This window comes from Nonomuraea basaltis (assembly GCF_005893125.1).
GTDB classification, from domain to species: domain Bacteria; phylum Actinomycetota; class Actinomycetes; order Streptosporangiales; family Streptosporangiaceae; genus Nonomuraea; species Nonomuraea basaltis.
In genome coordinates, this window is the sequence record NZ_VCJS01000020.1 from 15,361 (window position 1) to 28,866 (window position 13,506).

Annotated in this window: 12 protein-coding genes; 7 read left to right on the forward strand and 5 right to left on the reverse strand. The window is 71.4% G+C overall.

Features of this window, described 5'->3' with window-relative positions; translation table 11 throughout:
* The first annotated feature begins 17 nt into the window (after window positions 1–17).
* Entirely contained in the window at window positions 18–770 is a 753-nt protein-coding gene (locus EJK15_RS12110; protein ID WP_138710488.1) for an arylamine N-acetyltransferase family protein, read from the forward strand.
* Between the two features lie 78 nt (window positions 771–848).
* Here EJK15_RS12110 and EJK15_RS12115 read toward each other — a convergent pair whose 3' ends face one another.
* The 3 genes from EJK15_RS12115 to EJK15_RS12130 form a co-directional block, all read right to left on the reverse strand.
* On the reverse strand, window positions 849–1,424 hold the full coding sequence (locus EJK15_RS12115) for a hypothetical protein (RefSeq protein WP_138710489.1): 576 nt from the start codon (window positions 1,422–1,424) through the stop codon (window positions 849–851).
* Between the two features lie 369 nt (window positions 1,425–1,793).
* Complete coding sequence (locus tag EJK15_RS12125) at window positions 1,794–2,543, reverse strand: nucleotidyltransferase domain-containing protein (RefSeq protein ID WP_138710490.1); 750 nt, start codon at window positions 2,541–2,543, stop codon at window positions 1,794–1,796.
* The gene (locus EJK15_RS12130; protein ID WP_240776921.1) at window positions 2,540–3,178 is read right to left on the reverse strand and encodes a nucleotidyltransferase domain-containing protein; all 639 of its coding nucleotides are present in this window, start codon (window positions 3,176–3,178) and stop codon (window positions 2,540–2,542) included. The genes EJK15_RS12125 and EJK15_RS12130 overlap by 4 nt, the downstream gene beginning before the upstream one ends.
* A gap of 45 nt (window positions 3,179–3,223) precedes the next feature.
* On the opposite strand from EJK15_RS12130, the gene EJK15_RS12135 reads away from it, so the two are divergent.
* A complete protein-coding gene (locus EJK15_RS12135; protein WP_138710492.1) occupies window positions 3,224–5,089 on the forward strand; it encodes a propionyl-CoA synthetase in 1,866 nt (621 codons plus the stop codon).
* Window positions 5,090–5,153: 64 nt separating this feature from the next.
* Window positions 5,154–8,018: an NACHT domain-containing protein gene (locus tag EJK15_RS12140; RefSeq protein WP_138710493.1), complete on the forward strand. Its 2,865-nt coding sequence runs from the start codon at window positions 5,154–5,156 to the stop codon at window positions 8,016–8,018.
* On the opposite strand, the gene EJK15_RS12145 is transcribed toward EJK15_RS12140, so the two are convergent.
* The gene (locus EJK15_RS12145) at window positions 7,981–9,138 is read right to left on the reverse strand and encodes a sensor histidine kinase (RefSeq protein ID WP_138710494.1); all 1,158 of its coding nucleotides are present in this window, start codon (window positions 9,136–9,138) and stop codon (window positions 7,981–7,983) included. The genes EJK15_RS12140 and EJK15_RS12145 overlap by 38 nt on opposite strands.
* A complete protein-coding gene (locus EJK15_RS12150) occupies window positions 9,135–9,791 on the reverse strand; it encodes a response regulator transcription factor (RefSeq protein ID WP_138710557.1) in 657 nt (218 codons plus the stop codon). The genes EJK15_RS12145 and EJK15_RS12150 overlap by 4 nt, the downstream gene beginning before the upstream one ends.
* 150 nt (window positions 9,792–9,941) lie before the next feature.
* Here EJK15_RS12150 and EJK15_RS12155 point away from each other — a divergent pair, with 150 nt between their 5' ends.
* The 4 genes from EJK15_RS12155 to EJK15_RS12170 are packed head-to-tail and all read left to right on the forward strand — an operon-like array spanning window position 9,942 to window position 13,504.
* The gene (locus EJK15_RS12155; RefSeq protein ID WP_138710495.1) at window positions 9,942–11,384 is read left to right on the forward strand and encodes a hypothetical protein; all 1,443 of its coding nucleotides are present in this window, start codon (window positions 9,942–9,944) and stop codon (window positions 11,382–11,384) included.
* Window positions 11,381–11,623, forward strand: coding sequence for an MMPL family transporter (locus tag EJK15_RS12160; RefSeq protein WP_206060805.1), 243 nt, complete (start codon window positions 11,381–11,383; stop codon window positions 11,621–11,623). Before EJK15_RS12155 ends, EJK15_RS12160 begins: the two co-directional genes overlap by 4 nt.
* 48 nt (window positions 11,624–11,671) lie before the next feature.
* The gene (locus EJK15_RS12165; protein ID WP_240776922.1) at window positions 11,672–12,562 is read left to right on the forward strand and encodes a hypothetical protein; all 891 of its coding nucleotides are present in this window, start codon (window positions 11,672–11,674) and stop codon (window positions 12,560–12,562) included.
* A gap of 54 nt (window positions 12,563–12,616) precedes the next feature.
* Window positions 12,617–13,504 (forward strand): hypothetical protein, encoded by an 888-nt coding sequence (locus EJK15_RS12170; protein ID WP_138710496.1) that lies wholly within the window; start codon window positions 12,617–12,619, stop codon window positions 13,502–13,504.
* Window positions 13,505–13,506 lie beyond the last annotated feature (2 nt).

Here is a 13,506-nt window from a genome sequence, read left to right on the forward strand (position 1 = left end):
CCGTCATCGTTGATCACATGACGTGGGACATCGAGAAACTCGACCTGGACGCGTACCTGAGCAGAATCGGCTACGACGGCCCGCCCGCCCCGACGCTGCGTGCCGTGCACCTGGCGCACGTCCAGGCCATCCCTTTCGAGAACCTCGACGTGCTCCTCGACCGGGGCAACCGCCTCGACCTCGGCAGCCTGCAGGACAAGCTGGTGACGGGCGGGCGCGGCGGGTACTGCCATGAGCAGAACCTGCTGTTCGCCGCCGCGCTCGAACGCCTCGGCTTCACCGCAAAACGCCACCTGGCCAGGATCCGGCTCGGCCGCTACCACCTGCCGCGCTCCCACGCCACGCTCACCGTGACGGCCGACGGCCGTACCTGGCTGGCCGACGTGGGGTTCGGCGGTGAAGGGCTGGTCGAACCGATGCCGTTCGAGGAGGACGCCACGCTGGAGTCCGGCGAGTGGCGGTGGCGGCTGGGGCGCGACGGCGACTTCTGGGTGCTGCATTCGGGCGAGACGGAGCTGTACGCCTTCCGCCCCGACGAGCCGCACTATCCGAGCGACTTCGAGGTGGCCAACTTCTTCGTCTCGGAGTACCCGCAGTCGCCCTTCCGGCACCACGTGCTCGTCCAGCGGACCACGGCCGGCACGCGGATCCGGCTGGAGGACCTGCCGGTAGCGACCGTGGAGGAGCTGGTGGCGTCCCTGCGCGACCGCCTGGGCATCGAGATCACACAGGAGGACGCGCAGGCTGTCCTGCCCAAGCTCGCGAACTGACCGTCCACGCTCGTGGGTCAAGAGAGCCGCGGATCGGCAACCGGCCTCCGGAGCCGGGTGCGCAGGCATCTGATCTGCTTAAGGTGTCAGTCCCTTGCTGAAGACGAGGGCTTGCTGGGGAGCGTTCAGCCAGTCCAGGTCCAGATGGGCCCCGCTGTCCATCTGGACGAGAGCCATGGCGCTCGCATGCGACAACCGGGCGAACGGCTCTGGCAGCAGACGGAGAAGGTGATCCAAAGCATGGGGGTTCGAGCCATGAGCCTCGCGTGGATCCAGCCTTGGCATAGTGAGGCGTGGGCGCCCATCAGCGGCGTAGACCAGGCATGAATGGCCGTTAACGTTCCATTCCAGGTGCCACACCCGAGCACCGACGCTGAGACGCTCCAACGGCGCGGACTCGTACGGCGAGAAAAGCCCACCCTCCAGATCAAGGATCATGATCGACGGGCCGACCTCGTCGATAAATGCCTCTAATCCTTCAACGTCCCTCTCCTGGAGCTCAGCATCGGGGCCACCGATCAACTCGGCCACCTCGACGATGTCCATCGGCTCGTCGAGCGGCTGGATGACAGTCCAGGACATGCCGACGTCGAGCCATTGCGCGGCATCGAGAAGGCGCTCGTAGTGCGCAACGACACGGTCCTCCTGTGACATGGAGGGATGATCGCACGAGCAGCGGACAAATTCGCTCGACGAGCCGAGCGGCTGTCACGCTCTCATGCCCAGGCTGACTGCTGGCGTGAAGGGGAGGCCACCTGTTCAGCGAAGGAACGCCTTTTGCAGGCAGTGACGCAGGCAGCCGAGCATCCGGTTGAACGTGTGCCGAAGTGCGCTGGAGTGCCGATCGCCTTCGGCACGCCGGCGGTCGTAGTGGGCTCTGGGTCCGGGTGCTCTCAGGGAGGCGAAGGCCCACACGTAGCCGGTGGCGGCGAGGCACCCGCCGGCCCTCCACCACGACGCCCCCCGATGCCGCCGCCAGCATGCCGTCGACGACCCGGAGCGGGCCATCCCTGCCCACCACGGTCACAGCGGTGCCCTGGTGCCGAGCCGCGCCCGTACCACCAGATCGTGCAGCGCCTCTTCCGCCGTGGCTCGCTCAGGCAGTGCCGAGGCGTCCTGGGCCTCCTCCAGCGTCGCGGTCATCCGCTCCACGTCCGCCTCCAGTCCCGTGACGGACGGCGACCGCCCGTGTTCGGTCTCACTCTTCGCGGCCACCAGCTCGGGCAGGTACGCCGGCCCGTACGCGTAGAGCCGCGTCAGATCGGCCTCCAGCTCCCCGGTACGCATGAGATGCGTCCCCGTGGCCAGCACGCGGAAGGTGTACAGCAGCGGCTTCAGCTCCAGGGTCTTCCCGAACAGCCGCCACTGCGTACGCGCGAACCCCAGGTAGTGGTGGGCGTGATGCCGCGTCAGGCACCCGGGGGCCAGCGCGGCGAGCTCCTCGTGGACCGGTGACGACGCGACGACCAGCGGCGACAGCAGCTGCTCCAGCACGTAGCCGTTGCGGCCGAGCAGCAGTCGGCAGAACTTGGCCAGGTCGTGCGTGACCAGGTCCATCTCCACACCGTCGCGCGTCCACATCCGCTCCAGCGTCTCCGGCCCGGTCCGCAGCCCCGCCACCTCCTCGACCGGCAGCACGTGCACGCCCCGCAGGTCGACGTCGGAGTCCACCGACGGGAACCCGTACAGGTGCGCGCCGCTCACCGTGGCGAACGCCAGCGCGTACGGCTGCTCGCCCGGGATCTCGGAGAGCCAGCCAGGCAGCCCGTTCACAGGTTCTCCTTCCGCACTCCGACCAGGAAATCCTCCACCCGGTCGCGATCCGGTGAAGCGCGCAGGACGCTCGGGGCGGCGGCCAGTTCGGCGGACAGCGCGGCCCGCCAGGCGTCGACCTCGGCCCACGGCAGCTCGCCGCGCTTGATCGCCAGCAGCCGGTCCCGGTGCGGCCCGACCTGGACGAGCGGCTCGCCGTGCCGTACCAGGTGCAGGCCGCTGAGCAGCAGCCGCATCATGTGCATGGCCTGCTTCCACTTGGGCGCGGCCGGGTCGAGGCGGCGGAACTGCGTGTCGGCGTACCCGGCGAAGGAGGCCTGCGCCCGCTCCGACACGAACGCCCCCCGCAGGTCGCGCAGCCGCCGCCCGGCCGGCGTGATCACCTCCACGATGGGGGACCACAGGCACTCGAGGACGGTGGGGTTCGCGTCGAGGGCGAGCCGGCAGAAGCGCTCGACCTCCCACGAGAACTGCTCGGGCAGCGGCCCGTCCCGGTGCGTGGCCGGTTTGTCCAGCCGCCAGAACGCGGCCGTCGGCGCCGCGAACACGCCCCGCCGGTCGGTGTCGGAGTCATCGGTCTCGAGCCCGTACGCCCGGGACCCCATGACGACGGAAAGGATCAGGTCATCGCTCACCCGAATATCTTGCGCCATGGGGCGGGTGACTGGTCTGATCGATAAGTGGGCAGTTATGGCGAGGCTTACCGGCGGAGCATCCAGCAGCCTGACGAATTCTGGGCCGAGGCGGCCCGCGGCATCGACTGGGACGTGGCGCCCGCCACCGTGGCCGGCGACGGCCGGTGGTTCCCCGACGGGTGGCTCAACACCTGTCACAACGCGCTCGACCGGCATGTGGCGGCCGGGCGCGGCGGGCAGGCGGCGCTGATCTACGACAGCCCGGTCACCGGCACCGTACGCACGTACACGTACGCCGAGCTGCTCGACGAGGTGGCGCGGACCGCGGGCATGCTGCGGGACCTCGGCGTGCGGGCCGGGGACACCGTGGTGATCTACATGCCGATGGTGCCGGAGGCGGTGGTCGCGATGCTGGCGTGCGCGCGGCTGGGTGCCGTGCACTCGGTGGTGTTCGGCGGGTTCGCGGCCAGAGAGCTGGCCGTGCGGATCGACCACGCCCGGCCCAAGGTGGTGCTGTCGGCGTCCTGCGGGATCGAGCCCACAAGGGTGGTCGAGTACAAGCCGCTGCTGGACGCCGCGCTGGAGGAGGCCGGGCACCGGCCAGATCGGTGCGTGATCCTCCAGCGGCCGCAGAGCGTCGCGCGGCTCACCGAGGGGCGCGACCTGGACTGGGCGCAGGCCGTACGCGGCGCCGGACCGGTCGCGTGCGTGAGCGTGGCGGCCACCGACCCGCTCTACATCCTCTACACCTCCGGCACGACCGGCTCGCCCAAGGGCGTCGTCCGCGACAACGGCGGGCACGCCGTCGCGCTGCACTGGAGCATGTCCAACGTGTACGGCGCCGCGCCCGGCGAGGTCTACTGGGCGGCCTCCGACGTGGGCTGGGTGGTCGGCCACTCCTACATCGTGTACGCGCCGCTGCTGGCCGGCTGCACGACCGTGCTGTACGAGGGCAAACCGGTCGGCACCCCCGACCCCGGTGCGTTCTGGCGGGTGGTGTCGGCGCACGGCGTGCGGACGCTGTTCACCGCACCGACCGCGATCAGAGCCATCAAAAAAGAGGACCCATCCGGAAATTTCGCGAGAAAGTGGGACCTGTCCGGACTGCGTTACCTGTTCCTGGCCGGCGAGCGCCTCGACCCCGACACCTACCACTGGGCGTCCGACCTGCTCGGCATCCCCGTCATCGACCACTGGTGGCAGACCGAGACCGGCTGGCCCATCGCCGCCGACTGCGTCGGCATCGAGCCGCTGCCGCTCAAGCCCGGCTCGCCCACCAAGCCCGTGCCCGGCTGGGACGTGCGCATCCTCGACGCCGACGGCAAGGACTGCCCGCCGGGAGTCGAGGGCGCGGTCACCGTCAAGCTGCCGCTGCCGCCAGGCGCGCTGCCCACCCTCTACCGCGACGAGGCCCGCTTCGCCCGCTCCTACCTGGAGCGCTACCCCGGCCACTACCTGACGGGCGACGGCGGCCACCTGGACGCCGACGGCTACCTCTACGTCATGGGCCGCATCGACGACGTGATCAACGTGGCCGGGCACCGGCTCTCGACCGGCTCGATGGAGGAGATCCTCGCCTCCCACCCCGACGTCGCCGAGTGCGCTGTGATCGGCGTGGCCGACGAGCTGAAGGGCCAGCTCCCGGTCGGTTTCGTGGTGCTCAAGGCGGGCGCGGAACGCGACCCCGGGGAGCTGGAGCGCGAGCTGGCCGCCCTGGTCCGCGAGCGCATCGGCCCCGTCGCGGCCTTCCGCCGCGCCGTGGTGGTCTCCAGGCTGCCGAAGACCCGCTCCGGCAAGATCCTGCGCGCCACGATGCGGGACATCGCCGACGGAAACCCGTACACCACTCCGTCCACCATCGAGGACCCGGCCGCGCTCCCGGAGATCGCGGAGGCCGTACAAGGAAAATGACGAGGAGCCTGTGTGATCGCGGCAGACGGCGCATGATGGGACAGCCCAGTCCCGGGAGAAGGCCATGATCGAGACTCCTAGCTACGCCGACGCCCTGCGGATTCTCGGATACAAGGACGGCAGGCTCGCCAAGGTGGTCGGGTTCGCCTCGGCCGCGGAGCGCACCGGCTGGGCGCTGGCCGGTGGCGGGCAGCTGACGGCGGGGCTGGCGGGCATGCGCGACGCCATCGTCCGCTACGGCGAGGACATCGTGGGCCGCATGCCCGAGCTGCGCGGCGGCGTCGACCGGCACACCCGCACCCAGCGCCTGGCCGCCGCGCACGCCGTGATCGTCGTCGCCGCCTACTTCGAGGCGCTCGGTGATGCCAAGCTGCCGTTCACGCTGGAGCGGCTCGACCGGACCGACCAGATCTCCCGCGGCGTGCCGACCCCCGAGCGCTTCGCCCGGCTGATGGCGGAGCTGCTCCTCGAACCGCTGCCGACGCCCGAGCCGCACCTGCCGTACGCCGAGACCCGCAAGGCCGTGGAACGTGCCTACGTGCGCATGTCCGAGGCCGTGGCCGGATACGCCGGCGGCCTGGCCATCTGGGAGGAGCTGACCGTGGACGACCAGCTCCTGCTGCCCCGGATGCTCGCCGAGGGGCCGCCCGCGCACGCGCTGCGCATCTACGACGAGGACTACCGGTCGCTGTCGCTGGACAGCCACGAGTTCGGGGTGCGCAGCCTCGTCACGGAGCGGCCGCAGCCGGCCACCGCGCTGTCGCGGGTGGCGTGGCTGCTGGCCGAGCTGGCGCCGCCCCGGGTGGGCGACCGGCCGGTGATCCATCTGGCCAGGATGGCCGCGAACGCCCTCGACCAGCCGCTCCTGCTGGCCGGCAAGCTGCCCGAGGACGTCTACCTGCCGCTGCTCGGCGAGGGTTACCTCACCCCCCGCTGCCGGGTCGCGGAGCTGACCCGCGAGGCCGCGCCCGCGCTGCGCGGCTGGTGGGAGGAGCAGCGGCTGCTGCCCGACACCGAGGCGTTCCTCGTGGGGCACCTCACCTCGCTGCGCGCCACCCAGGCGCCCCTGCTCGTGCTCGGCGAGCCCGGGTCGGGCAAGACCAAGCTGACCGAGGTGCTGGCCGCCCGGCTGGCCCGGTCGGAGTTCCTGCCGATCAGGGTGGAGCTGCAGGGCGTGACGCCGCGGGCGAGCGTCACCGAGCAGATCGAGCAGGCCATCGGCGCGGTCCTGGACGAGGAGGTGGAGTACGGCGAGCTGGTGAGGGCCGCCGACGGGGCGCAGCCGGTGATCCTCTTCGACGGCTTCGACGAGCTGGTGCAGGGCGGCGTCAACCGCTATGACTACCTCGCGCAGCTCCAGGAGTTCCAGCGCCGGGAGGCCGGTCTCGGGCGGCCCGTCGCGGTGATCGTGACCAGCCGCACGGTGGTGGCCGACCGGATCAGGTTCCCCGAAGGGCTGCTGGCGCTGGAGCTCCAGCCGTTCGAGGACGACCAGGTACGCCAGTGGCTGGACATCTGGGACCAGGCCAACCGCGCCCTGCTGGCCCGGCGCGACCTGAAGCCCCTGCCCGCCGAGGCCGCGCTCGCCCACGGCGAGATGGCCAGGCAGCCGCTCCTGCTGCTCCTGCTGGCGCTCTACGACGCCGGCGGCAACGCCCTCCAGCGCGGCACGCCGGGACCGCTCAAGCGCTCCCGCCTCTACGAGGTCCTGCTCAGGGACTTCACCGAGCGGGAGACCGGCGGGGCCCGGCGCGTGCTCATCGACCAGGAGCTGGTCATGCTCGGCACGGTGGCGCTGTCCATGCTGGCCCGCGGCCGCCAGGTCATCACCGACGAGATGCTCAACAGGGACCTGCCCGCACTCTGCCACGGCGGCGAGGACGACCTCGGCGACCTCGGCGGCGAGGACGGTCGCGTCGACTGGGCGCGCAAGGCCACCGAGCGGTTCTTCTTCGTGCGCAAGAACGGCCACGCGTTCCTGCATGCCACGTTCGGCGAGTTCCTGGTGGCCTGGCTGACCATGTACGCCCTGCGCGACCTGGACCGGAGGCGCCGCCAGGCCGGCGACGAGCCGCTCGCCCTGGTGCAGAGCGTGGACGACGACCTGCTGTACGCCGTCACGTCCCATTCGTGCCTGGCCGAGCGCGGGCCGACGGTCGGGTTCATCCTGGAGCTGCTGGACGAGCTGCCGGGCACGGTGCGTGCCCGCTGCGCGGAGCTGCTGTCGGGGCTGCTGCGGCGCTCCCTGCACGAGCGCGGCCGCCGCCACTTCACCGGCTTCCGGCCGGTACGCCACACGCTCGCCCGCCGCCTGGCCGCGTACTCGGCGAACCTCACCCTGCTCATCGTCGCCGCATCCGAGCAACCGGTCGCCGTCTCCACCATCCTCCCTGGCCCCGACTACCTGGAGCGCTGGTTCTCGCTCACCCACCTGTGGAAGGGCCAGCTCGGGGAGGAGGGCTGGAGCGGCCTGGTCACCGCACTGTCGGCGCAGCGGGTGGTCGAGGGAGGCAGGGAGGACGTGGTGCTCGGCGGCACGGAGGGCTCCGGCCTGGGCGACGTCGTCGCCGCCGTCGCCACCGGCCACGGCCCGCGCCACCGGCGGCTGCTCGACCTGCTGCTGCGCGCGCTGGGGGAGGGGCGGACCCTGCCGTACCGCGATCGGGTGGGGATCCTGGAGGAGCTGCTGCGGACGGTGGGGGTCAGGTCGCCGGCCATGTACCGGGCGGCCGGGGCGATGTGGGCGGAGAGCGGCGCCGACCACGCCGAGCTGCGGCCGCTCCTGCACGCCATGCTCGCCGACCCGGCCGACCGCCGGGCGGCCTGGGAGCAGCTCGTCAAGGCAGGCATTCCGGAGACGGCGCTCTGGGACATCCACCAGAGCACCCAGGTCAGAGAGCGGACGGATCCACCGGCAGCTCCACGATGATCGTCAGCCCGCCCTCGTCCCTGGGCCTGGCCGTGACCGTGCCTCCGTGGGCCTCGGCGATCACCCGGACGATCGACAGGCCCAGCCCACTGCCCCGGTCCGAGCGCAGCCGGTCGCCGTGCAGCCGCCGGAACGGCTCGAAGATCGTCTCGATCTCGTAAGGCGGGACCTGCAGCCCCGTGTTGGCCACGACCAGCTCCACCTGCTCGGCCCGCCACCGCGTCGTCACCCACACCTCGCCCCCGGGGTGGTTGTGCCTGATCGCGTTCTCCACCAGGTTCTGCACCAGGCGCTCGACCAGCACCGCCTCGCCCGCCGTCGGGGCGGAGTCCAGCAGCCGGTGCGTGGTCAATTCGCGCCCGTCAGCCTCTTCCGCTGCCTGGTCCAGCACGTGCTCGGCCACATCCCTGAGGTCGAACGGCCGCCGGTCCAGCACCGCCTGCTCGCCCTCGGTGAGCGCCAGCAGGCCGTCGATGAGGCGCTCGTGGCGGGCGTTGACCAGCAGCAGCGACTCGCCCAGGCGCTTGACGTCCTCGGTGGCGTCCGGTCTGCGCACCGCCACGTCCACCAGCGTCCGGTTGATCGTGAGCGGGGTGCGCAGCTCGTGCGAGGCGTTGGCGACGAAGCGGCGCTGGCCGTCGAACGAGCGGGCCAGCCGGCCGAGCATCGTGTCGAAGATGTCGGCCAACTCCTTGACTTCGTCGCGCGGGCCCTGGTGGCCGATGCGCTCGGTGAGGTCGTGGCTCTGGGCCACCCGGCGGGCGGTCTCGGTGACGCTCTTGACCGGCCGCAACACCCACCCGGAGGCCCGCCACCCCAGCCCCAGGGCCCCTATCGCGCCCGCCGCCACGATCAATGCGCCGACGTTGCGGACGTCGGTGAGGGTGTCGCGCTGGTAGAAGGCGCGGACCTGCAGCGCCCGCGCCCGCGCGACCTCGTAGTGGTCCTCGTACCGGTAGAAGACCCCGCGGTTGTGGACGGTGATGTAGTCGGGGGTGAGGATGTCGGCGCGGTATTCGAGGGTCGACCGCACGACGAAATAGACCCCTGCCAGGACCAGGCCGCCGAGCACCAGGAACACCCCGGCGGAGGCCAGGGCGAAACGGAGGCGGACGCTCATGGGATGCGGTACCCCGATCCCGGCACGGTCTCGATGACCTGGGGCTCGCCGAGCTTCTTGCGCAACTTCATCATCGTCGTGCGCACCGTGTTCGTGAACGGGTCGATGTGCTCGTCCCACACCTTCTCCAGCAGGGTCTCCGCCGAGACCACCGCACCCTGGGCACGTAATAACTCGGCCAGCACGCCGAACTCCTTGCGCGCCAGCGGCACGTATCGGCCGTCGCGGAAGACCTGCCGGTGCGCCCAGTCCAGCCGCACGCCCGCCCGCTCCAGCATCGGCGGATCCGCCGCCCTGGCGCGGCGGCCGAGCGCGTGCACCCTGGCCACCAGCTCCTCGAACGCGAACGGCTTCGGCAGGTAGTCGTCGGCCCCGAGCGACAGCCCCGCCACTCTGGATCGCACGTCGGCGGCCGCGGTCAGCATGAGCACCCGCACCAGCCGGCCCCGCTCGACCACGGCCTTGCACACCTCGTCGCCGTGCACCACCGGCAGGTCCCTGTCGAGGATCAGCACGTCGTAGTCGTGCACGTCCAGCCGCTCCAGCGCCGCGTCCCCGTCGTAGGCGACGTCGACGGCCAGCGCCTCGCCGCGCAGGCCCTCCGCGATCGAGTCGGCGAGCATCCGCTCGTCCTCGGCGACCAAAACCCGCACCACGCCCCCAAAAGATCGTAAATGCCTGGCAGTCTCGCGCGATCGGTATAACGCGGGCATAACCACAATCCGTGACGTTCAGGTTATCGGCCACCCGCTGGACTGACGCCCCGCAGGCCGGGATCCGCCCGGCCCTCCCAGGGGGAAGTCATGGCGTCCACGCTCGCACGACCGCGCCTCGAACCTCGCGCCACCGCCCCGGCGCGCGATCATCGCCTGTTCGCGGTCATGCTTCTGCTCGCCGCCGCACTGCGTGTCCTGGTCATGCTCGGTTACGACACGGCGCAGCTCTATTGGTACGACTCGTTCACGTACCTGGACACGGCCGTGCACCTGCGGCCGGCAGGGGCCTTCCACCCAGCGGGCTACTCCTGGTTCCTGTGGGCCCTGCGGCCGTTCCGCAGCGTGGAGCTGATCGCGGGCGTGCAGCACGCGATGGGGCTGGGCGTCGGCTTGCTGATCTACGTGCTGCTGCGCCGCCGGTCGTTGCCCGGCTGGGGCGCCGGACTGGCGGCGGCGCCGGTGCTGTTCGACCCGGCGTTCGTCCGCCTCGAGCACGCCGTGCTGTCGGACATGCTGGTCATCTTCCTCATCATGGCCGCCCTGCTCCTGCTCATGTGGCGGCGCGAGGTGTCCACGCGGGCGGCCGTGGCGGCCGGACTGCTTCTCGCGCTGGCGGGCCTGACCCGGACCGCTGCCGTGCCCCTGATCGGCCTGGCCGCGCTTTACCTGCTGTCGCGCCGCGCCTCGTGGCGGCAGGCCGTGGCCCTGGCGGTGGCGGGCGCGTTGCCGCTGCTGGCCTACGCCGGCTGGTACGCCCAGCACCACGGCAGGTTCGCGCTGAGCGGTTCGGACGGCGTCGCCCTGTGGGCCCGCACCATGACGTTCGCCGACTGCTCGACCATCGAGCCGCCCCGGGAACAGGCCGCGCTCTGCCCGAACGGCACGGTACTCGACGCCGCCTCCGAGTACGTCTGGGACCCACGAGCGTCGCTCAACCGCCTGCCCGGCGACCGGTTCACCCACAACGACCTGGCCCGGTCCTTCGCGCTCAGGGCCATCGCCGCCCAGCCTCTCGACTACCTGCGCGAGGTCGCCAAGGACGTCTCGCTCGCCTTCACCTGGCAGCCCGTCGCCCATCCCGCGCGGGTGAGCCCGGCCACGAACTTCCCGCGAGGCTCATGGCGGCTCCCGGAGGAACACGCCCTCATCGGCAAGGTCCGGCGGGAGTTCGACACGGACATCCGGGGCATGAGCTCCGTCGAGCCCTACGCCTCGATTCTGGCCGCCTACCCGTACCCGTGGTTCCTCCACGGCACCCTCTTCGGCGTCCTGCTCCTGGTGGGCGGGGCGGGCGTGGTGGCGCGCCCGCGCCCGGTGCTGCTGCCGTGGTCGTTCGCGGTGTTCCTGCTCGTCGCGCCGGTGGCCGCGCTGGACTTCGACCACCGCTACGTCCTGCCCGCCATCCCGGTCGCCTGCGTGGCTGCCGCGCTGGCCGTACCCGGCCTGCTGCGGAGGCGGTATCACGCGGCGGGGCAGGAGCGCACTACCGTGCGGACAATGGCCGCGCGGTCGCGGACGGGCTCGCCGTGACCGCCGGGGTCATCACCGCCGCGGCTACGATCATGTTCTGCGTGTTCGCCGCTTTCGGCACGTTCGACGATCGCGCGCTGCGCATCATGGGCGTGGGACTGGCCGCTGCGGTGCTGGTGGACGCCACTGTTGTGCGGCTGGTTCTGGTGCCTGCGGCCATGGAAGTGCTTGGTGAGCGCAACTGGTGGTTCCCGGTCCTGACCTTTCGGAGGCTGACACTCCGGCGGAATGTTACGTAATATCCGAACATCACGAGCGTTGGGGGCGCCAGGGTGCCAGGACAGAGCGTGGGTGTGGTCGTCGATCCGGGAGTATCCCCGGAGGTCGCCGGGTTGCTACGTGCCAATGCCCCGCTGCTGTCGAGGATCAGAGCCGGGTGGGTGCCCCCTGCCGCCGCCGTGCTCCTGCCGCGCCGCAGAAGCCCCTCCAGCGCCCTGCTGCTGGCCGCCACCCCCGTGGTGATCGCTCTCATGGCCGTGCTGCTCGCCTCGCCGTTCGCGGCGGCCGGGTTCGTGCTGCTCGGCACGTACGTCTTCATCGTCCTCGTCAAGATCGCCTCCATGAGCGAGGTGCCCGAGGACGACCGGCCGCACGAGCGCCACGTGTACGAGCAGGCCCGCTGGTACGACGGCCGCTACCTCCTGGCCGAGGACTTCGACCAGGAGGCCAGGGTCGTGCTGACCAGGGCGCAGCGGGCCATCGGCTCGGTGCTGCGGTCCCACGTCAACGCCGAGGGCCTGCTCGACGACGCGCGCAACGCCTTGATGCTGCCCGCGCAGGAGTGGGAGATCGCCCGCCTGCTCGCCAAGCTGTCCGCGCTGCGCGGCGAGCACAAGGAGCTGCTGGCCAGGGGCATCGCGCCGGAGGTCGCCGCGGTCGTCGAGCCGCTCGAACGGGCCCTGGCCAACAGCGAGGCCGCCGTCGTCGCCCGGGTCGAGGCGCTGGAACGTTACGCCGGGCACGTCGCCGAGGCCGAGCGCGCCTACCACGCCCGCGGCCAGATCGAGGAGCTGCGCTCCCGGCTGCCGCGCTACGAGGAGCTGCTGGCCGAGTCGGGGGCCGACTCGCTGGCCGTCCCCGAGATCGAGCGGCTGGCCGAGGACGCTGACATGCTGGAGCGCACGTTACGGCGCAGCGTCAGGTCCGCGCACGAGGCGTTCCGCTACCTGGAAGGCTGACACTCGGACAGACCGGCACATAGGATCAGTAACGTGCCCGGTCGTCATGCGAAAGTGATAGTCGATCCGGAGGTGCCCGACGACGTCGCGGCGCTCTTACGTGACAACCACAGGCTCCTCGCACGCATCCACCTCGGCTGGGCCCCCGAGCACAAGCGTCCCCGTCCTGCCGTCGGCCTGGTGACCAGGGCGGCGGCCACCGTGACGGCCGTGGCGGCCATCGTGTACGGCCTCGACCTCTTCCGCGCCGGACGCTACACCCCCTTCGTCGTGATCATGACCGGCGCCGCGCTGCTGATCGTCGCCATCCTCCTCAGGCCCAGGCCCGACGCCGAGGTGGAGCGGCGCCACGCGCTCGAACGCGACGTCTACGACAAGAGCCGCGAGTACCACGGCCGGTACGTCCTGCGCGAGCACCTCGACGAGCCCGCCCGCACCCTCATGACCCGCGCCCAGGCGGCCGTCGAGCAGGTCATGGAGTCCGGCGTCAACGCCGAGGGCCTCCTGGACGACGCGCGCAACGCCGTGATGCTGCCCGTCCAGGAATGGGAGATCGCCAGGCTGCTGGCCAAGCTGTCCGAGCTGCGCGCCGAGCATCAGGAGGTCGTCGCCGAGGGCGTCACCCCTGAGGTGGCCGCCGTGGCCGAGCCGCTCGCCCAGGCGCTCGACAGCAGCAACCGGGCCGTGCTCGCCCGCGTCGAGGCGCTGGAACGTTACGCCGGGCACGTCGCCGACGCCGAGCGCGCCTACCGCGCCAGGCACCAGATCGAGCGCCTCAGCGCCAGGCTCCCGCGCTACGAGGAGCTCCTCGCCGAGTCGGGCGCCGGCGGATCCGCCGTACCGGAGCTCGGCCGATTGTCGGACGACGCCGGCCGCCTTGAGCAGGCGCTACGCGACAGCGTCAGTTCAGCACACGAGGCTTTTCGCCACCTTAGGGGGTGACT